The organism is Pseudomonas arabinosi (assembly GCF_047758675.1).
Lineage (GTDB): Bacteria > Pseudomonadota > Gammaproteobacteria > Pseudomonadales > Pseudomonadaceae > Aquipseudomonas > Aquipseudomonas arabinosi.
In genome coordinates, this window is the sequence record NZ_CP180480.1 from 6648708 (window position 1) to 6668324 (window position 19617).

Annotated in this window: 15 protein-coding genes; 6 read left to right on the plus strand and 9 right to left on the minus strand. The window is 59.0% G+C overall.

The annotated features are described in order from the left end of the window. Positions 1 to 62 precede the first annotated feature (62 nt). Positions 63 to 1157 carry a tRNA epoxyqueuosine(34) reductase QueG gene (queG, locus tag ACMXYJ_RS30865; protein WP_415758165.1) on the plus strand — a complete coding sequence of 365 codons (1095 nt, stop codon included), beginning with the start codon at positions 63 to 65 and terminating at the stop codon, positions 1155 to 1157. A 57-nt stretch (positions 1158 to 1214) separates the two neighbouring features. Here the strand turns inward: queG and ACMXYJ_RS30870 are convergent, their stop codons facing one another. From ACMXYJ_RS30870 to orn, 4 genes are all read right to left on the minus strand, one after another. Further along, positions 1215 to 5840, minus strand: coding sequence for an RHS repeat domain-containing protein (locus tag ACMXYJ_RS30870; RefSeq protein ID WP_415758166.1), 4626 nt, complete (start codon positions 5838 to 5840; stop codon positions 1215 to 1217). 83 nt (positions 5841 to 5923) lie between these two features. Next, on the minus strand, positions 5924 to 6919 hold the full coding sequence (locus ACMXYJ_RS30875; RefSeq protein ID WP_415758167.1) for a hypothetical protein: 996 nt from the start codon (positions 6917 to 6919) through the stop codon (positions 5924 to 5926). 435 nt (positions 6920 to 7354) lie between these two features. Beyond that, positions 7355 to 7966 carry a trimeric intracellular cation channel family protein gene (locus ACMXYJ_RS30880; RefSeq protein ID WP_415758168.1) on the minus strand — a complete coding sequence of 204 codons (612 nt, stop codon included), beginning with the start codon at positions 7964 to 7966 and terminating at the stop codon, positions 7355 to 7357. 255 nt (positions 7967 to 8221) lie between these two features. Then, a complete protein-coding gene (gene orn, locus ACMXYJ_RS30885; RefSeq protein ID WP_008153265.1) occupies positions 8222 to 8764 on the minus strand; it encodes an oligoribonuclease in 543 nt (180 codons plus the stop codon). Positions 8765 to 8871: 107 nt separating this feature from the next. Between orn and rsgA the strand changes: the two genes are divergently transcribed. Then, a complete protein-coding gene (gene rsgA, locus ACMXYJ_RS30890) occupies positions 8872 to 9903 on the plus strand; it encodes a small ribosomal subunit biogenesis GTPase RsgA (RefSeq protein ID WP_074873186.1) in 1032 nt (343 codons plus the stop codon). Between the two features lie 109 nt (positions 9904 to 10012). Here rsgA and ACMXYJ_RS30895 read toward each other — a convergent pair whose 3' ends face one another. From ACMXYJ_RS30895 to motA, 3 genes are all read right to left on the minus strand, one after another. After that, entirely contained in the window at positions 10013 to 10291 is a 279-nt protein-coding gene (locus tag ACMXYJ_RS30895) for a hypothetical protein (protein WP_415758169.1), read from the minus strand. Positions 10292 to 10501: 210 nt separating this feature from the next. Beyond that, positions 10502 to 11536, minus strand: coding sequence for a flagellar motor protein MotB (gene motB, locus ACMXYJ_RS30900; RefSeq protein WP_415758170.1), 1035 nt, complete (start codon positions 11534 to 11536; stop codon positions 10502 to 10504). A 3-nt stretch (positions 11537 to 11539) separates the two neighbouring features. Beyond that, the gene (gene motA / locus ACMXYJ_RS30905) at positions 11540 to 12391 is read right to left on the minus strand and encodes a flagellar motor stator protein MotA (protein ID WP_415758171.1); all 852 of its coding nucleotides are present in this window, start codon (positions 12389 to 12391) and stop codon (positions 11540 to 11542) included. A 166-nt stretch (positions 12392 to 12557) separates the two neighbouring features. On the opposite strand from motA, the gene ACMXYJ_RS30910 reads away from it, so the two are divergent. The 3 genes from ACMXYJ_RS30910 to asd are packed head-to-tail and all read left to right on the plus strand — an operon-like array spanning position 12558 to position 15834. Continuing rightward, the gene (locus ACMXYJ_RS30910; protein ID WP_415758172.1) at positions 12558 to 14096 is read left to right on the plus strand and encodes an HDOD domain-containing protein; all 1539 of its coding nucleotides are present in this window, start codon (positions 12558 to 12560) and stop codon (positions 14094 to 14096) included. Between the two features lie 43 nt (positions 14097 to 14139). Next, a complete protein-coding gene (locus ACMXYJ_RS30915; protein ID WP_415758173.1) occupies positions 14140 to 14955 on the plus strand; it encodes a rhodanese-like domain-containing protein in 816 nt (271 codons plus the stop codon). A gap of 18 nt (positions 14956 to 14973) precedes the next feature. Beyond that, the gene (asd, locus tag ACMXYJ_RS30920; protein ID WP_027922000.1) at positions 14974 to 15834 is read left to right on the plus strand and encodes an archaetidylserine decarboxylase; all 861 of its coding nucleotides are present in this window, start codon (positions 14974 to 14976) and stop codon (positions 15832 to 15834) included. Between the two features lie 57 nt (positions 15835 to 15891). Here asd and ACMXYJ_RS30925 read toward each other — a convergent pair whose 3' ends face one another. Continuing rightward, on the minus strand, positions 15892 to 16293 hold the full coding sequence (locus ACMXYJ_RS30925) for a lectin OAA family protein (RefSeq protein WP_042932429.1): 402 nt from the start codon (positions 16291 to 16293) through the stop codon (positions 15892 to 15894). A gap of 199 nt (positions 16294 to 16492) precedes the next feature. Between ACMXYJ_RS30925 and ACMXYJ_RS30930 the strand changes: the two genes are divergently transcribed. Further along, positions 16493 to 18271, plus strand: a complete 1779-nt coding sequence (locus ACMXYJ_RS30930) for a molecular chaperone (protein WP_415758174.1) — start codon at positions 16493 to 16495, stop codon at positions 18269 to 18271. 71 nt (positions 18272 to 18342) lie between these two features. Here ACMXYJ_RS30930 and serB read toward each other — a convergent pair whose 3' ends face one another. Further along, the gene (serB, locus tag ACMXYJ_RS30935; protein WP_008153333.1) at positions 18343 to 19557 is read right to left on the minus strand and encodes a phosphoserine phosphatase SerB; all 1215 of its coding nucleotides are present in this window, start codon (positions 19555 to 19557) and stop codon (positions 18343 to 18345) included. Between the last annotated feature and the right edge of the window lie 60 nt (positions 19558 to 19617).

Below are 19617 nucleotides of genomic sequence, written 5' to 3' on the forward strand. Positions count from 1 at the left end.
CGTCTTCGGGCTCCGATGTCTGGCAGAATTATACGCACCTCAGCTCCGGTTTCTCTCGCCTCATGCCCGCAATTACCACAGACCTATCCACCCTCGCCCAATCCATCAAGGATTGGGGCCGCGAGCTGGGCTTTCAGCAAGTCGGCATCAGCGGCCTCGACCTGGCCGAGCATGAGCAGCACCTGGAGCGCTGGCTCGCGGCCGGCTACCACGGCGAAATGGACTACATGGGCGCCCACGGCAGCAAACGCTCACACCCGGAAGAGCTGGTGCCCGGCACACTTCGGGTGGTTTCCCTGCGCATGGACTACCTGCCGGGCGACACCGAAATGGCCAAACGCCTGGCACAACCGGAAAAAGCCTACGTCTCGCGTTATGCCCTGGGCCGCGATTACCACAAGTTGATCCGTAAACGCGTGCAACAGCTGGCCGATAAAATTCAGGCCGAAATCGGCCCGTTTGGTTTCCGCGCCTTCGTCGACAGCGCACCCGTGCTGGAAAAAGCCATCGCGGAACAGGCCGGTCTTGGATGGATCGGCAAAAATACCCTGGTCCTGAATCGCAAGGCCGGCAGTTATTTCTTTCTCAGCGAACTGTTTGTCGACCTGCCGCTGCCGGTTGATCCGCCACACAGCACCGAACATTGCGGCCGTTGCACCGCATGCCTCGACATCTGCCCGACCAACGCCTTCGTCGGCCCGTACGTGCTGGATGCCCGACGCTGCATTTCCTACCTGACCATCGAACTCAAAAGCGCGATCCCGGAAGATTTGCGGCCACTGATCGGCAATCGGGTGTTTGGTTGCGATGACTGCCAGATCGTCTGCCCGTGGAACCGCTTCGCCCGTCCGTCCGGCGAAAGCGACTTCAAGCCACGGCACAATCTGGACAACGCCGAACTGGCCGAACTGTTCATGTGGGACGAAGAGAAGTTCCTCAGCAGCACCGAGGGCTCACCACTCAGACGCGCGGGTTACGAGCGCTGGTTGCGCAATCTGGCGGTGGGTTTGGGTAATGCGCCCTCAACGATTCCGGTGCTGGAAGCCTTGAAGGCGCGGCGCGAGAGCCCGTCCGATTTGGTTCGCGAGCATGTGGAGTGGGCGTTGCAGCAGCACGAACAACGCGCCTCAAAAACCTTGGCAATCAAACCGGTATGACACCCGGAACGCGCCATTCATCGCAATGACCTCACAAGATCGCGGCGTCGAAAAAGCTTAGGTAAACGCCAGACGATGTGCCGAAAGTTCCCGCACCTGAGAATGGGAACCGCCCTCGTCGCCAGCCGCCTCGCGCGGCCGCCCCTGTCTGACCCCTGATGCCTGGGTCATGCGAGAGGACAACGTCCCACGCTCGGACGAGGGCCTATTCTTGAATATCGCGGCTCCGGTAATGTTTGAGGGGTCGACACCCGCGTAAGGGTCAACGCCACTGGAACCTTTCGAATCAAACGCGCCCAACTGATCAGACAGGCCGTAACCGAGCTCAAGCACACCGTAAATCCCCCCGGCGCTCGGCCCCTTCGATAAACCATTGCCGACTTTCGAAGCAAAACCTCCTGCCCCTTTGGTGGCCGAGTTGACCCAGCCAGCGCCCATCGAGCCCACGCCCAACCCCAGACTCACCCAGCCGAGAATCCCGCTGGGATCCAGATGCGGGGCAACCTCCTGAATGATCGAGTCCGCGATACCCACCGCGGCAGACGCGACAGCCAGCCCGATACTCAAGATCGCCAAGGGTGTTGCAGCTCCGGCAGTCAGAACGGTGATCACCACGCCTGCCACCGCCAGAAACACCCCTAACAACGCCTTCCAGAAGTGCCCGGCCGGGTCGACGCGGTTGATCGGATCGCCCCCGCAATAGGCGTAAGGATTCAGCCCCCCCTTACCAAATGGGCTCATGTTGTCGGGGCTCAGGAAACGCATCAGCGTCGGACTGTAGGCCCGGTAGCCATTGCCTGACAGGTACAAACCGGTCAAGGGATCAAGTTGCTCGCCACTGAAGCGCAACAGACTGAACAATCCGCCCTCGGCCGGATGATGACCGTAAGGGGTGAACGCCAGATCCTGGTGCTGCGTTCCTTTCAACTCAGTGAGCACCGTCTGCTGCTGGTCGACACCGAACAGCCGGATTCCCGCGTCCTGCCCACGCGACTGCTGGCCGAGCACAATCGCGTCCTGGCGCATCAGCGTGCAGTTGTCGTTGCCGCGAATCTCATTGACAACCTGATCGTCTCGATAGACGCGCAAGGTGGCCGCCCCCGTTGGTTGCGAAAGTTCGACCAACTGATCCTGACCGTCATACCGATAACCACGGATAACCGCTCCGACCGCGCTGGCCACCTGAGTCAATCGTCCCAGCACATCGTAAGTAAAGGCACGTCCTTGCTCATCCTTGATCAATCGACCACTGGCGTCGTACCGCAACTCCACTGGCGCTGGATAATCCTTGTGCGTGTGAGAAATGCCGATCAACTGTGTCGGATCTGCTGCACTGTACCGATAGCTCGCCACGTTCACGCCGCCCGAAAATTCGGTTGTCAGGGTCAGGAGATTGTCCATCGCATCGAACACGTAGGTTTGCCGGTTGATCGTCTTGCCATAGGGGTCGACCGGCCGATGCTCGCCCGTGCAGGTGTACTGGCGGAGGCGTCCACGCACGTCATAGCTGAAATGCTCATCGCGCAACAACGTGCCGCCCTGTCTCCAGGTCTTCTGCGCCAGCTTGTTCGCCAGGGTGTAACTCGACGTCAGGGTGTGCGCTTCCTGGCCACTGATCTCAAAACGACGCGAGGCCTCTCGCCCTTGGTCGTCATAGGTGATCCGAGTGACCAGCGAGCGTTGCGTGGTCTTCTCCACGGTGCTGACCGTGATCAGCTGACCCAGACCGTTATAGGCAAAAGTTGCCTTGAGGGAAGGTTGTTCATAGGAAATCGGACGCCCGCACTCATCGTAGTCAGTTTTGTGTTCGTCCCCGAGGGCATCGGTGAAGGTCAGCGGACGCCCTTCCAGGGAGTAGCTATAACGAACGTTATGGCGGTGACCTGCACCGGTCAGTGTTTCAGCTTTCAGGCGTCCGGACGGGTAGTACTCTCGAACAGCTTCGCGCCCTTGCTCCGCCAACTTCGTCGGCAGGCCCAGCGCGTCGTAGTGGTAGCCGGCCAACAGTTCGCCCGCGTTGCGCGACGTCATGCATCCGCTGAGACCGGACTCATAGTGATAGTGGATCTGATCGCCACCGGCCGTGCGACTCCAGGCCGGCTGGGAGTGGCCTGCCGTGTAGCCCAATGTGGACACCCGGCCGCCGACACGATTTTCGGTCATTCGGCCCAAGCCATCGAACACTTGCTGCCCCACGCTGCGCTGGGCCACTTTGAGTTCAGTGGGCAACGCGGCCCGGCTGTGACTGGCATAGGCGGTTTCCACCCTGGTGCCATCGGGCAATACGCTGACACACAAACGATCGAATACATCGTATTCAAAAAGGGTCACGTTGCCGACCGGATCCGTCTGGCTGACCGTACGGCCCAACCCGTCATAAACTTGCGTCGTCTTGCCCAGGCTTCCTTGCTGAAGATCAAACACCTCGACGCTTTCCGGCTTGTCGAAGAAATTGAAGCGGGTGACTTTTTTGCCCATACCGTCGATCCATCGGGTTTCGGTGCGCGATACCGGATCAATGTCCTGGTGCTCTGTCCGACCATCGGGGTGAAGAATGCTTTTGATCTGCCCCCAGTCATCAAAGACAAAACCTGTTTTCATTACCACTTGGCGTCCCGCCCACCAATCGGTGCGAACCTCTTCGATCCTCTGCCCCAGCACATCGTGCCGGGCCGTGAGCACCGGCCTCATTACGCCCCCCGCCGAATTCTGCGTCGAGTCACTGTCTTGCTCCTCGATGCCAATCACCCGATCCAGGCCGTCGTAAATGACTTTGTGCTGAACATTGTTGGCATCGGTGCCGAGAATCGCGGCAGGTGTGTCACTCCCTCGGGCCAGTTCATAGGACGTGATACGAGTTGCCTTGAAGATCGTGTCGGGCGCCACGGTTTCGCTCACGACCCGACCCAGCGAGTCGTATTCGAATGTCAGCATGCTGTCGTCTTCATTGTGCTCGGACAGTTTCAAACCGTTGAGCGCGGAGAAGACCTGGGTCGTCGTCTTGCTGGTGCGGTCGAATCCTCTCTGTGTGGTTTTGCGGGTCAGGGAGGTGCCATTGAGCACGTACTCGAATTGCAGCAGGGTCGACTTGTTGTCCTGAGTCATGGTCTGCTGCTGCGGCAAACCGTGGCGCCGAGGGTCGGAGGGACTGCTGAGATACTCGTGATCGGTCTGCAGGCGCAGCGTTGCACGGCTCCCAATGACCTCAAGCAACTGCTCCTGCACGAGCACCACATCTGGCGTAACGGCCCCTTCAAGCAGCGGCAACAATTGGTACCGCGAGCGAGTGATCTTCGTCGCCGCCGCTGCCAGCCCGGCAGCCGGAATGACCGTCCGCTGCTTTTCAAAACGCACAAACGCCAACGGGTCGGCGACGCAGCCGTCGCTCCCGCCGACGGGGTAATACTCAAATACGGTTGTCACGCCATTGGGCTCAACCTTCTTGAGTAGATTTCCGTACTCGTCATAGACGGTTTCCGTGACTTCGGGAACGGATTTGAGCTTCGACGAACGATTTTCGTACACCCATGTCTGGGTTTTCGGTAAACGGAACTGTGCAGGCTGTCTGGCAAGACTTTCCCCAGGCAGCAAGTGATATTCGATGTCCTGAGTACTGACGGCATCGCCGCACGTCTCGACTTCTTTAATCAACAGATGAAACTTGTTGTAGGTACGCACGACAAACCGGTGAACCCTGTCTCCCGACATCAGCCGCTCGGTAGAACTGTAAGTAAACCGGGTGGCCGCTCGATAGAGGTTATCCCCTGTGCTTGACCAGTTGATACCTGCCGCCCCGCCGAGAAAGTTGGCGTCCGAGAATTGGTACTGCCGAGTGATGGCTGGCTGACCATGACGGGGGAAAACGGTATGCGAACTGACGCACGGTATCGATTGCATAGGCGCCTGCGGGGGAAGGCGATGTCCGACCGCTTTGTAACTGATGGTCTCGCGGCCCCCCTGGGGGGTTTCCACCGAGGTCACACACGTCACACCGCCAATTTGCTGCAAACCCAGAACCCAGGCGCCTCCCTTGGGCAGGCTCACCGTTGCCTGGCTGCTGGATTGCGAGAGCATGAAACTCGCCTCACAGGCCGAGCCCGGGTACATCACCACTCGCACGTTCGCGTTGCGAATCACGCTCAACAGCACGCGCCCCGAGCTCCCCGCCTCTGCTTCCCTGATTTCACTCAGCACCGGACGTCCATTGATCGAGGTGTACGCCAGCACCACCGTTGCACCCTTGGGCGAGACAATCCGCATCGGTACTGCCATGTTGCTTGAGCCGTAAACCCGCAACTCTTCGCGCAACCCGCTTTTGTGGAGCACATGGTAATCAACGCTGGAAAGTTTAGTGACCTTGACGGTGTTGAGCTTGAGCTCGTTGAACACCAACACGCCGGAGGTCTCCGCGGCCTGATAACTCTCGCCGTTGGACAACATTATCGTCTTGCCAAGCACGTCATAACGCGTCAATGCCAACGCCCAACCCGAACCAAAACCACTGTCAGTACGATTGAGCGGATTGAATTGCAACTGAACAGGCAGCGATGGACCGTTCAACGCACCGGACTTTATCTCGCCCAGCGATAGAGCCGCCGTATATAACCCCGTGCGCGGATCAACCCCGCCCGAGATGAAATCTTCAAAATTAAAAGCATTGGAATACAGACTTGAGCTATCCATAGCACCAAGCACTCCTTATCAAACAAATATATAAATCAATAGAAACACGCGAGAGGTAGCTGGCATTAGCCAGCCACCGGCCATCAGCCACGCAGCAAGGTGAAGTAGGCGTTAGTTAAATTGATACCGATCATCAATCGGTGTTCATTACCATATTCATCAATAACAGAAAACCGATAAGGTTCCCGACGCACGCGCGCATTATCGTAATACTTGGTAGATTGCCCAAGAACAACCGTTAGTTCACCACGACTCTGGTTTACCGGAAGATAGTAATGATGCGAAGCACCACCCGGCAGGTTCACATCAACCCGACTGACATGTACTGCGGGAAAGACGCCCATAAAATGCCGTATCGATTTACCACTCCCCAGGTCACCAGAACTGCAAAATTCTACGGGTGGATAATGTGGAGCGTATTGTGTGCTAGTCCACGACAACAAACGAACTTGTTTGGCGGACAGGTACAACCCCAGTTGATAGCGATAGATAACATCACCGTCCAACTCGCCACCGACACGCTGCGGCCCCCAGGAAAACTGCTCAACCGCATAGGTAACGGGGGGGACGGCGATGAGTGTTACAGCAGAATCATATCTATCACCAACCGGATTGGCCGTATTGTTGGTCCTGAATACTTTCCCGGCCACCGTGATTTCGGCCGCAATATCCAAAGACTCCGCTCGGTTCGAGGACACCCAGAATTCGACAGGTCGGGTCGCCAAAGATTGTGTCGATACCTTGCTGGCCAACGCCGCCTGGCTGCCACCCGGCATGTCATGGGTATATTCGTTCTCAATACTGCTCACAGTCCAGCCATCCCTTAACGGCCGGCCGTCCCGGTATTGAATCAACTTCAACGTCAAGAGATCCGGGTAATAAGCCAGCGGCACCGGGTTCCCGTCCGCATCCTCACCTTCCGCAAAAACCATGACCCGGACTTGCATCCGGCCATTACCATACAAGCTTTTGGACTGAACACTGGAGAAGGCATCGAACCTGACTTCAAACTTCGACAACTTCACTGCCGGCCCTGCTACGGTTACCGAAGAGGCGTTACTTCCTTGTAAATCATTCATAGTTTATTCCTTGCTATGACTTTAGACGTGCGACACGCAGGTCGCAATTTAACTCACCACTCGAACAAACAACTTATTCAGTCAGCGGCAAGCCATTGATCAAAAGCAATAACACGGAGATGCAACTTTAGCAAAACCCAAACAAGACACTTAACAATCAACGACAGCAACCAAACACTTCAAACCACAACAACTTATTTCAGTGTAATTATTTTCCACACCTTCAATACTTCCAAAGCAAACTTTACCCACCCCACTACCAACCCACATCAAACAAACAAAGTGCTTCAGCAATCGAATGCGCTACAGCACGCTCGATTTAAATAGACCGGTGATGTGGGTCAATTTATTTCGGCATTCCTGATTTCCGGAGATATCTTGCAGCACTCATCCTCCCGCAAAAGTCGGGCGCAAAGTAGAACGAGGCAGAGCAACTCAGGCTTCGTCGTTGTAAACGAATTTCGGCATTTCCCAGTGAAAACGGATTGCCAGTAACCGCAACAGGAAGCCGCCAAACAGGGTGATCAAAATCGCCTGTTCACCGGGCAATTGCAGGTAAATGCAGAACATGTAGCACCACGCGGCAGCGAACGAGACACTGGCGTAAAGTTCGCGGCGGAAAATCAGCGGGATGTCGTTGCAGAAGATGTCGCGCAGGATGCCGCCGAACACCCCAGTGATCACGCCACTGACCGAAGCCACCAGCATGCCGTGACCCATTTCCAGCGCGGTCATGCAGCCGATCAGGGTGAATGCCACCAGGCCCACGGCGTCGAGCACCAGGAACAGCGAGCGCAGGTGGCGCATCCAGCGTGCGGCGAAGACCGTGAACATCGCCGCCACTGAGGTCAGCACCAGGTATTCCGGGTGTTTGACCCAGGTCAGCGGGTAGTGACCGAGCAGCACGTCACGCACCGACCCCCCACCCAACGCCGTGACGCAGGCAATCAGCACCACGCCAAACCAGTCCATTCCGCGACGGCCGGCGGACAGGGCACCGGTCATGGCTTCGGCGGTAATGGCGATCAGGTAAAGCATCAGCAACATGGGGGCGGTCCTTGCAGGAAGGCGCGCAGTCTACTCATTTCACCGAAGCACCAAAAGAGGGCAAAACAGACACTGAGACCTGTGGCGAGGGGATTTATCCCCGCTGGAGCGCGAAGCGCTCCCCTGCATTCTTTCAGTGGCAACGCATTCACAGGTTTTACGACTGCTTCGCAGCCGAACGGGGCGGTGCGACGTTTCGACAAGCCCCCTCGCCACAGAAGGCCACGTCACCACAAAGGCATTGGCTGCTCTGCATCAGAACTTGATGAAGTTCTTGCGATAGTGCTGCAGCTCGGCGATCGATTCGCGAATGTCGTCCAGCGCCAGGTGAGTGCTGCCCTTTTTGAAGCTGTCGCGTACGTCCGGTGCCCAGCGTGCGGCCAACTCTTTCAGAGTCGACACGTCGAGGTTGCGGTAGTGGAAGAAGCTTTCCAGGGATTTCATGTGGGTATAAAGGAAGCGACGATCCTGGCAGATGCTGTTGCCACAGATCGGCGACTTGCCCTTCGGTACCCATTTTTCCAGGAAGGCGATGGTTTCGGCTTCCGCTTCGGCCATGCTGATACGGCTGTCGCGAACGCGCTGGGTCAGCCCGGAGCCGCCGTGCTGACGGGTGTTCCACTCGTCCATGCCAGCGAGAATTTCGTCGCTGTGATGGATGGCGATCACCGGACCTTCGGCCAAGGTGTTCAGGTCACTGTCGGTGACGATGGTGGCCATTTCGATGATGACGTCGGTATCAGGGTTCAGACCGGTCATTTCCAGGTCGATCCAGATCAGATTCTGTGGGTTTTGCATGTGTCGGCTCCTAGGCAATGCTGCGCAGTTTAGCCTAGGCCGGTGGCCGGGCGTGCTAAACTCGCGGCCGTTTTACCTAATCGCTGCATTCTTGATACGGAACACCCATGGCCAAACGCCAACTCAATCGTCGTCAAAACTGGCGCATCGAAAAGATTCAGGGCGAACGCGCTGCCCGCGCCGCCAAACGCGAGTCCTCGGCTGTCGAGGCACTTGAGGGTGGCGACCTGGGTCCGGAACAGACGGGCCTGGTGATCGCGCACTTCGGTGTGCAGGTCGAAGTTGAAGCCCTCGATGGCGATTTGGCCGGCCAGGTGTTCCGCTGTCACTTGCGCGCCAACCTGCCGGCGCTGGTGACCGGCGATCAGGTGGTCTGGCGTGCCGGCAACCAGGGCATCGGTGTGATCGTGGCGCAACTGCCGCGTAAAACCGAACTCTGCCGCCCGGACAGCCGTGGTCAGCTCAAGCCTGTAGCCGCCAACGTCGACATGATCGTCATTGTCTTCGCGCCACTGCCCGAGCCTCACGCCAACCTGATCGACCGCTACCTGGTCGCTGCTGAACACGCCGGCATTCGGCCGCTGCTGTTGCTCAACAAATTCGACTTGATCGACGAGCAGAACGCCCCGGCGTTGAATGCCTTGCTGGCGGTTTACCGCACGCTGGGTTATCCGGTGTTGGAGGTTTCGGCGCACCACGGCAATGGCATGGAGCAATTGCAGGCACAACTGGACGGGCACATCAGCGTATTCGTCGGCCAGTCCGGCGTCGGCAAATCGTCGTTGGTCAACACCCTGTTGCCTGAAGTCGAAGCCCGTGTCGGCCCGCTGTCCGAGTTGTCCGGCCAGGGCACTCACACCACCACGACCGCGCGGCTGTTCCACTTCCCCGGCGGCGGTGAGTTGATCGACTCCCCGGGTATCCGCGAATTCGGCCTGGGCCACGTCAGCCGTGCCGACGTCGAAGCCGGTTTCATCGAGTTCAACGACTTGATCGGCACCTGCCGCTTCCGCGATTGCAAGCACGACCGCGAGCCGGGTTGCGCTCTGCTCAAGGCCCTGGAAGAAGGTCGCGTGCAGCAGCAACGGATGAACAGTTATCGGTCGATCATCGCCAGTTTGCCGGAGACCAGTTACTAGACCACCACAAAACCTGTGGGAGCGAGCTTGCTCGCGAAAGCGGTATGTCAGTCAACATTGATGTTGAATCTGCTGACCCCTTCGCGAGCAAGCCCGCTCCCACAGGGTTTCAGGGTCCTGCTTTTTCCAGCTTCCAGCCCAGGGCGTCCAAGGCGTCCAAGGCGTCACAGCCATCCTGAATCAACAGGTGCGCGGCATTGGCGAAATGCTCCAGATCATGACCTTCGGCGTCTTTGACACACAGGCAGGTGACGCTGTTGAGCAGATTACGCGCGGCTTTGAGTCGGTGGACGGCGGTTTCGAGGAGATCGGAAGCGCGGGCTTCGGTGTCGATGTACAGCGTCGGGGCGACGCTGAAGTTGCCTTGGAGCGGGTGATACTTAGCCATGGGTCAAAACTCCGGATAATTTCGAGAGATTTCATCTGTGATTCGACCGGCTAAGATCGGTCACCGTGTTGGCAGCAACGGCGGAACTATAGTCAGATGTTTGTACGACTGAGAACCCCGGCACGAAATTTCAGATCGTTCCTACAACCACCACCAACGCACAAACAACAGGCACAAAAAAGCCGACATCACTGTCGGCTTTTTCATGGGTCACTGCTTCGGCGGTTCACCCGGTTTCGGCGCCGGATCTTCGAACAGATTCAAACGCTCACGAAGCTCATGCGCCGGCAACGGTTCCTTATCCGCCGGCAACGCGTTCGGATCGACCGGCGTGGCGGGCACTTCGCCCGGGCCGCCCTGCCCTTGCGTTGGCGTTTGCCCTGGCGCCGGTTCCACACCTTGCGAACCTTCGATGGCACGCTGGGCTTTCTTGGTCAGCACCACGATGTCGATACGGCGATTGATCGGATTGAACGGGTGCTCGCGGTCGAACAACGCTGACGAGGCATAACCCACGACTCGCGCCACCTGTGCATCCGGATAGCTGCCGGCGATCAGCGCTCGACGTGCCGCGTTGGCACGGTTGGCCGAGAGCTCCCAGTTACCGAAATCACCCGTGCCCGTGTACGGTTTGGCATCGGTGTGGCCACTGATGCTGATCTTGTTCGGCACCGCTTTGATGGTGTCGGCCATGGCCAGCAGGATGTCTTCAAAGTACGGCTTCAGGCGAGCTGAGCCTGAGTCGAACATCGGCCGGTTTTCGGCGTCCACGATCTGGATGCGCAAACCGTCCGGCGTGATTTCGAAACTGATCTGATCTTTGAATTTCTTCAGCTGCGGGTTCTCTTCGACCTTGGTCTGCAGTTCTTGCAGTAACAGCTCGAGACGTTCCTTCTCGACCTGCTCGGCCATGCCTTCAACCTGCTCGGTGTCGATGGTCACCTTGTCTGGCTGCGGCTGGGATTTCACCTCGGGGTTGAGGGTGCTCTCCGGCGCCAGGGTCGGTGTGCCGCCCAGGTCGATGATGTACGGCGTGCCGCTTTCCGAAAAGCCGACCGGGTCCTTGAAGTAACCGGCGATGGCGATCTTCTGTTCGGGTGTTGCGGTGGACAGCAGCCACAGCACCAGGAAGAACGCCATCATCGCCGTCGCGAAGTCCGCGAAGGCGATTTTCCAGGCGCCCCCGTGGTGCCCGCCGGCGATGCGCTTGACGCGCTTGATGATTATCGGCTGGTTATTTTCCATGACTTAGCGACCGCGAACCGCTTGTTCCAGCTCAGCAAAGCTAGGACGGTGCGCCGGGTACAGAACCTTGCGGCCGAACTCTACCGCCAGCGACGGCGGCATGCCGGAAGCGGAAGCCACCAGCGAGGCCTTGATGGCTTCGTAGACGTTCAGTTCTTCCTTGGCATCGTGGGCCAGGGAATGGGCCAGCGGACCGAAGAAACCGTATGCCGCGAGAATACCGAAGAAGGTACCGACGAGGGCCGCACCGACGTGCAGGCCGATGGATTTCTGATCGCCTTCACCCAGGGAAGCCATGGTCACCACGATACCGAGTACCGCCGCGACGATACCGAAACCAGGCATGGCGTCGGCAATGCCGTTCACCGCGTGGGACGGATGCTCGAGGTCTTCCTTGAGGCTGTAAAGCTCCATGTCGAACAGGCCTTCAAGCTCATGGGGCGCCATGTTGCCGGAGGACATGATGCGCAGGTAATCGCAGATGAACGCGGTCATGCGTTCGTCTTTCAATACAGCAGGGTATTTGGCGAAGATCGGGCTCGCGGCGGCATCTTCGATGTCGCCTTCGATCGCCATCATGCCTTCGCGGCGGCTCTTGTTGAGGATCTCGTAGATCAGGCCCAGCACTTCCAGATAGAACGTGTGGGTGAACCGCGAAGTGAACATGCCCAAGGATTTCTTGAGTACGTGCATGGTCATGTAACTAGGGTTGGCCTGGAGGAATGCGCCGAGGGCCGCGCCACCGATAATCAACACCTCGAAGGGCTGAATCAGGGCGGCAATCTTGCCGTGGGAAAGCACGTATCCGCCGAGCACGCTCGCGAATACGACGATGATGCCGATAATTTTAGCCATAGGTAGGAGAGCACTTACTGAGTCGGGTTCAAGGTCATATTCGGAAGTTAAAAAATCTCTTCTTCTACTTATCGGCAAAACTGCGCCAGACTATAGCCAGTTCAGGCGAAAAGCCAATTTGGCCCGCTCCGGGCATAGGTAATGCAGACGATGATCGCGTCCAACCATGGCTAACGAAACGAACGTTCCAACTCTAAAACCAACCACTCTCGAAGGCTGGGTCAAGCTTCTCGATGGCGTGCGCCTGCCCGTTCCGCAAGCCAGTCATGACCGCGTCTGCAAGGCCATCGCCAACAGTCGCAGCTCTTTGCGCGATATTGCCGAACTGATACAGGACAGCCCCGCGCTGGCCTTGAGCGTGATTCGCGAAGCCAATCGTCACACCCACGGCAGCATGACCGAGCCTGCGGAAAACCTTGAGGTGGCGATCAATCGCCTCGGTTTGAAGCGCACCGAAGCACTGCTCGCCCGGTTGCCCGCCCAGCCGCAATTGGAAATCCCGGTGGCCCTGCGTCAGCTGCAGTTGATCAGCCAGCACGCGACCCAACAGGCCAACGGTTTTTTCGCCAGTCGCCTGGCGCGGCTGTGGCAGGACATCCACTGGGGCAGCCTGCTGTTTCTCTCGCCGCTCTGGCCGATGGCATTGACTCATCCGCAGCTGCTCGAAGAATGGGAGCTGCGGGTCATTCATAAAGGCGAGTCGGCGTACAAAGTTGAAAAGCAATTGTTCGGCGCTCGCCTGCTGGACATCTGCCTGGCGCTCGTGGACATCTGGCGCCTGCCGATCTGGGTGCAGCAGGGTTATCGGCTGCTGCTCAACGAGCAACGTGAGCTGGTGAAAGTGCTACGCATCGCGCGCGACAGCGATCATCCATTGCGCCAGCAGAACCGCCTCGATGACGATCCGACCCTGCGCCGCTGGCTCAATCAACCGGCCAATACGGTGCTGCTGGCCAACGGTCTGGCGCTGTCGGCGCAACAGGCCTGGGACGGTCCGCACAGTGAGCGCTGGCAGTATCTGACCAGCCTTTACCTGCAAATGCCGATGGACGAAGTGCAGCAGCAGTTGCACCAACAGGCCGCCAACAGCGCCCGTCATCATGCAATGCCAGACCTTTGGCACCCGGCCGTGTCGCTGATCTGGCCGTGGGGCATGAACCGTGTCCACGCCGGATTGCTGCCGGCCCCGGCACCGACTGCCGAAGACCTGGCGAAATGGCGCAGACAGTGTGCCGAGTTGCTGGTCGAGCCGAGTCGCTTCACCAATGCCATGCACTTGACCACGTCTGCCCGGGACGCTTTGGTCGCGTGCGGCATGCGTCGGGTGATGATCCTGATGGCCGACCGTACCCATGACAATCTGCGAGTGCACCAGACGGCCGGGCTGCCAAAAGAAGTGGCCAGTCTGAACTTCGCCGTCAGCCAGAGCACCGTGCTGCAACGCCTGCTCTCGCAGCAAGCCCAGGTACGCCTGACGCCGGCCAACAATGCACAATTCTCAGCCCTGTTACCGGCCAGCCTGCGCTCACAGTTCGGCGGCGAACACTTGCTGTTGCGCTCACTGGTCAATAACGGCCGGGTCATCATGATTGTGGTGGCGGATCAGGGCGGCGGGCCGTTCTCGGAAATCACCGTGCAAGCCTTTGGCAAAACCGCGCAATGCATCGAAAAAGCGCTGCACAGCTTTAGCCAGCGCGGTCAATGAATGCTGCGCTACAATCCCCCCCTTTGTGTTCTGGAGACCTCAAATGTCTGACTTCTCTGGCTTGCCGCTGGTGATCGAGCCGAGCGACTTGCTCGCCCGTCTCGACTCCCGCGAACTGATTCTGGTGGACCTGACCAGCAGCGTCCGCTATGCCGAAGGGCATATCCCTGGTGCGCGTTTTGTCGATCCGAAACGCACGCAACTCGGTCAGGCGCCTGCGCCGGGACTGATGCCGCCGCAAGCGGCACTCGAAGCGTTGTTCGGTGAACTGGGACACAACAAAAACGCAGTCTACGTGGTCTATGACGACGAAGGCGGCGGTTGGGCCGGGCGCTTTATCTGGCTGCTGGATGTCATCGGCCACAGCAAGTACCACTATGTCGACGGCGGCTTGAAGGCCTGGCTGGCAGAAGGCTTGCCCATGTCGATCCAGATCCCGGCCCCGGTCGGCGGCCCGGTTGCGTTGACCTTGCACGACGAACCCACTGCCACCCGCGAGTACCTGCAAAGCCGTCTCGGTGCCGCCGACCTGGCGATCTGGGACGCACGCGGGCCGCTGGAGTACTCCGGCGAGAAAGTCCTGGCGGCCAAGGCCGGGCACATTCCCGGCGCGGTCAATTTCGAATGGACCGCGGGCATGGATCAGACGCGCAACCTGCGCATCCGCACCGACATGCCGCAGATCCTGGAGAAACTCGGGATCAGCAAAGACAAAGAAGTGATTACCCACTGCCAGACTCACCATCGTTCTGGCTTCACCTATCTGGTGGCCAAATCCCTCGGTTATCCGCGGGTCAAAGGCTACGCCGGTTCCTGGGGCGAATGGGGCAACCACCCCGATACGCCCGTAGAGATTTAAGGTTTTTAAGGACAGTTAATGAATAAGCGTTTGTTTATCCTCAGCCAATACCTGCTGCCCCATCACCTGCTGTCGCGACTGGCCGGCTGCATTGCCGAATGCCGCGTACGCTGGTTCAAAAACGCGTTTACCGCGTGGTTCGCCAAGCGTTATCAAGTGGACATGTCGCAGGCGCTGGTCGAAGACCTGACGGCCTACGAGCACTTCAATGCGTTCTTCACTCGCGCCTTGAAGGACGGCGCTCGCCCGCTGGACGAGACGCCAGGCGCGATCCTCAGCCCGGCCGACGGCGCGGTCAGCCAACTCGGCCCGATCGAACACGGTCGCGTGTTCCAGGCCAAGGGTCACAGCTTCAGCGTGCTGGAATTGCTGGGCGGCGACGCTGCCAACGCAGCGCCATTCATGGGCGGTGATTTCGCGACTATTTATCTGTCGCCCAAAGACTACCACCGCGTGCACATGCCGCTAGCCGGCACTCTGCGCGAGATGGTCTACATCCCGGGCCGGATTTTCTCGGTCAACCAGACCACCGCTGAAAACGTTCCGGAACTGTTCGCCCGCAACGAGCGTGTGGCGTGCATTTTCGACACCGAGCGCGGGCCGATGGCCGTGGTGTTGGTGGGCGCGATGATCGTTGCGTCGATCGAAACCGTTTGGGCCGGGCTGGTCACGCCGCCGAAACGCGAGCTGAAAACCTTCCGCTACGACGAAGCTGCCCGTGCGCCGATCCATTTGGAGAAAGGTGCAGAACTGGGTCGGTTCAAACTGGGTTCGACCGCTGTCGTGCTGTTCGGGCCTGATCAAGTGAAGTGGGCTGAAGAACTGGCGGCCGGTTCGCCGGTGCAGATGGGCCAGGGCATGGGTCTGCCAAAAGCCTGATCCCCTGATCCGCCCCCGCGAACGTCTTCGCGGGGTCGGACATTTCGGTGGGTGCCGTTACTCTATCTGTCCTCGGAAGCCGATCGGCCCTTCGTTGGCGTAGGTATTGGTGCCACTGAGGTTTTTCCCTCCATCGCTGGAGGTCACACTCAACGCCACAACGTTCTGATTATCCCGGCCTCCGATGACCCATTTGCCACCCGGATGCCATGGAGCATCGTTGCCGCCCCACTGATTTTCAACGTTGTACTGGTTCTGGCCCGTGCGTTGAGCCTTGAAGCCAATGGGACCTTCACCCGCATACGTCATGGTGCCGGTGAAACTCTTCCCGCCATCGCCCGATTTGATCTCGATCGCGACAACGTTCTGGTTGTCCCGCGCGCCTAGCGTCCAGTCTCCGCCCGGATGCCAGGGTGCCGAACTACCGCCCCATTGATTTGCCACTACGTATCTAGACATAAACTTCATCTCCTTGAAGTTACAAAGAGACCTGCCCTGCGAAGGCAGCAGGCCATACGACTGTGCGTATCCAGTCGCACGACTGTCAGATTAGTAGTACGCCCGGATGGCACTCGACTGACAGACAAACGGTCAAAATCCATAGCTGCTACAGTCAGGTCATTCACTGCCCATTTACCGGTTGGAGTTTTTCCACGGCATGAATGAGACCAGCCCCCACCTCCTGCTACGCGCGCCCGTCCCGCTGCAGGTGCGTCTGTCGTTCTGTGAAGCCACCCCGCGCGATCTCAAGCGCTGGATCGCCAATCTGCCCAAAGCCAACATCGGCGAAACCGCTCGCCAGTTGTATCAAGGCTTGAGCGAACTCAACCAACTGCTCACGCCCAGCGACAATCGCCTGCAATTGCTCGAACTGCTGCGGCCCGAGGTGTATTACGTCTGCAAACACCTTGAGCAGCATTTCCTGCATCAGTCGATTGTCCTCGACGAACGTTCGCGCAAGATCGCCAACCTCTGCCAGGCGCTGCAAAGTCACTTGGCCATTGGTTATAAACAGATCGTCGTGCGCATCACACCAAAGTTCAGCAAGGACCGTGCGCCGCTGCTGACCCAGGCGCTGCAACGGGCGATCCATTGCCTGAACGGGCCGCTGATTCGCGCGACCAAACTCTATTGCCCGGTGCCGGAAGGCCTGTGGCTGGAGCTGCATCAGCTCTACCGGATCGCCTGCGCGCACCGGCTCCAGCACACGAGCCTGCGCGATGAGCTGGCCAGCCAGACGCAAACCCTGAGCATCGAACAGACGTACGTGGTCGCCTTGCTGCTGGGCGCCTCACGCTGCAACCAACTGCGCCAGCACCAGATTGCCCGGGTGGCGGAAGTGCTGGAGCCGTGGAGCCAATGGATCAAGCTGCAACCCGGCAAACCGGCCACCGGACTATTCGCCGTCGCGCCAGACCTCGACACCGGGCCGCGTTACCGCACCAAGTTCCGCGCCGAGCAGCAAGAGAGCTTATTGGGGATTGATTCGCAGCCGTTGGTCGCGGCGATTGAAGCTCATTTGCAAAAAAACGACAGTTCATCGCCGCTGCCCGTGCCGACAGGGTTAAGCCTGGATACGTTGCAACACCTTCATGCCGCCTGGGGCCAGACGACCGAGCGCAGTTTCCAGCGCACCGTCGGCCAAGGCACGTTGACCCTGTGCATAGGCATGAGCGCGCTGCACTTTTATCTGGGTGGCCAACGTTCATTCAGCGACATCCTGAAAAACCCCGGCGCCCGGCCTGCACAATTTTCAGTAACGTCAGTGATCGGCCGTGAAAAAGACCAATGGCACCAAGCCTTCGACGCCGCGCCCCAAGGCCATGCAGACGCTCTATTGCCCTACGAAGAGATCGAATACCCGCAACTTCAGAATGACGAATGCCACGAAGCATCCGACCGCAATCAGCACTTCCCGACCCATGTCCTTTCAGTGATCAATCACAGCCCCGGCGGTTACTGCCTGGCCTGGCCCGGCGCTGTGCCGGCCGAGTTACAGGCGGGTGAAATGGTCGGTATCGAGGATTCTGCCGGTCAGGGCTGGAGCATCGCGGTGGTGCGCTGGATCCGCCAGGTCCGTGGCGGCGGCACGCAGATGGGCGTCGAGCAGGTTGCGCCCTGCGCCGAGCCTTGCGGCCTGCAACTGGTGCGCACCCGTGATGACCACAGCCAATACCTTCGCGGTTTGTTGCTGCCGCAAATCAGTGCTATCGACGTGCCGGCCACCCTGCTCGCACCGCGCCTGCCCTTTCAGGAGGGCAACAAGGTCATGATCAATACCCACGGCGAGGAACGCCGGGTCGGGCTGGAGCGGCGGGTGGCGAGCACCAACAGCTTTAATCAATTCGCTTACCGTCCGCTGGAGGTCGCCAGAAACGACAACGCCGCGGTGAGCGGCGCTGAGGAGGATTTTGATTCGTTGTGGAAAACACTTTGAGGAAGTAGCAGATCCCTGTGGCAAGGGGACTTGTCCCCTCGCCACAAGGGCCCTGTCAGTCAATACAAGACTCAGAGTTGCCCATCGCGATCCCGGAAGCCCAGCAGATACAGCACGCCATCCAGCCCCAACGTGGAAATCGCCTGCTTCGCCGACTGCTTCACCAGCGGCTTGGCACGGAACGCGACGCCCAACCCGGCAATCGCCAGCATTGGCAAATCGTTGGCGCCGTCGCCGACCGCAATGGTCTGCTCCAGACGCAAACCTTCCTTGTGCGCCAGCTCCTTCAGCAGATCCGCCTTGCGCTGCGCATCAACAATCGGCTCGACCGCCACGCCGGTGACTTTGCCGTCGACCACTTCCAGTTCGTTGGCGAACACATAGTCGATACCCAACTTGGCCTGCAATTGCTTGGCGAAGTAGGTAAAGCCGCCCGACAGGATGGCGGTTTTGTAGCCCAGACGCTTGAGCTCGGCGAACAGGGTTTCGGCCCCTTCGGTCAGGCGCAGGGAGGCGCCGATGGAATCCAGCACGCTGACGTCCAGCCCTTTCAACAAGGCCAGGCGCTCCTTGAAGCTGGCGCGGAAGTCCAATTCGCCGGCCATCGCCCGCTCGGTGATCGCAGACACCTGATCGCCCACGCCGGCCGCCTTGGCCAGTTCGTCGATCACTTCGGCTTCGATCAGCGTCGAGTCCATGTCGAACACCGCCAGGCGACGGTTACGACGGAACAGCGAATCTTCCTGGAAGGCGATGTCGACGTTCAGTTCCTGCGCGACGCTGAGGAATTCGGCCCGCAGCGCTTGCGGATCAGCCGCTTCACCGCGAACGGAAAACTCGATGCAGCCCTTGCCCTGATCGGCCGGGGTGTCCAGCGGCATGCGCCCGGACAGACGATCGATGTGGTCGATGTTCAAGCCATATTTGGCGGTGATCGAACTCACGGCCTGCAATTGTCCGGCGGTCACTTTGCGGGTCAGCAGGGTCACGATGTGGCGTTTCTTGCCCTGATTGCCGACCCACTGCTGGTAATCCTCTTCGGACACCGGCGTGAAACGCACCTGCTGATCGAGTTTGTAAGCCGTGAACAGGATGTCCTTGAGCACCGACTTGCCTTGCTCGGTGTCGGGAATTTCAACCAGGATGCCGAACGACAAGGTGTCGTGGATCACCGCCTGACCGATGTCGAGAATGTTCACACCACCCTGGGCCAGAACGCCGGTAATGGCCGCAGTCAGACCCGGACGGTCGACTCCCGTGATGTTTATCAGGACGATTTCGCGCAAGGCGCACCCCCGCAGGTGGAAAAAAACCGCATTCTACCCACATTCAGTGACCATCGGGCA

Bases quoted from the DNA above. Each gene is read 5' to 3' on its own strand.
- queG (WP_415758165.1), top strand. From the start codon at position 63: ATGCCCGCAATTACCACAGACCTATCCACCCTCGCCCAATCCATCAAG.
- ACMXYJ_RS30870 (WP_415758166.1), bottom strand. From the start codon at position 5,840: ATGGATAGCTCAAGTCTGTATTCCAATGCTTTTAATTTTGAAGATTTC.
- ACMXYJ_RS30875 (WP_415758167.1), bottom strand. From the start codon at position 6,919: ATGAATGATTTACAAGGAAGTAACGCCTCTTCGGTAACCGTAGCAGGG.
- ACMXYJ_RS30880 (WP_415758168.1), bottom strand. From the start codon at position 7,966: ATGTTGCTGATGCTTTACCTGATCGCCATTACCGCCGAAGCCATGACC.
- orn (WP_008153265.1), bottom strand. From the start codon at position 8,764: ATGCAAAACCCACAGAATCTGATCTGGATCGACCTGGAAATGACCGGT.
- rsgA (WP_074873186.1), top strand. From the start codon at position 8,872: ATGGCCAAACGCCAACTCAATCGTCGTCAAAACTGGCGCATCGAAAAG.
- ACMXYJ_RS30895 (WP_415758169.1), bottom strand. From the start codon at position 10,291: ATGGCTAAGTATCACCCGCTCCAAGGCAACTTCAGCGTCGCCCCGACG.
- motB (WP_415758170.1), bottom strand. From the start codon at position 11,536: ATGGAAAATAACCAGCCGATAATCATCAAGCGCGTCAAGCGCATCGCC.
- motA (WP_415758171.1), bottom strand. From the start codon at position 12,391: ATGGCTAAAATTATCGGCATCATCGTCGTATTCGCGAGCGTGCTCGGC.
- ACMXYJ_RS30910 (WP_415758172.1), top strand. From the start codon at position 12,558: ATGGCTAACGAAACGAACGTTCCAACTCTAAAACCAACCACTCTCGAA.
- ACMXYJ_RS30915 (WP_415758173.1), top strand. From the start codon at position 14,140: ATGTCTGACTTCTCTGGCTTGCCGCTGGTGATCGAGCCGAGCGACTTG.
- asd (WP_027922000.1), top strand. From the start codon at position 14,974: ATGAATAAGCGTTTGTTTATCCTCAGCCAATACCTGCTGCCCCATCAC.
- ACMXYJ_RS30925 (WP_042932429.1), bottom strand. From the start codon at position 16,293: ATGTCTAGATACGTAGTGGCAAATCAATGGGGCGGTAGTTCGGCACCC.
- ACMXYJ_RS30930 (WP_415758174.1), top strand. From the start codon at position 16,493: ATGAATGAGACCAGCCCCCACCTCCTGCTACGCGCGCCCGTCCCGCTG.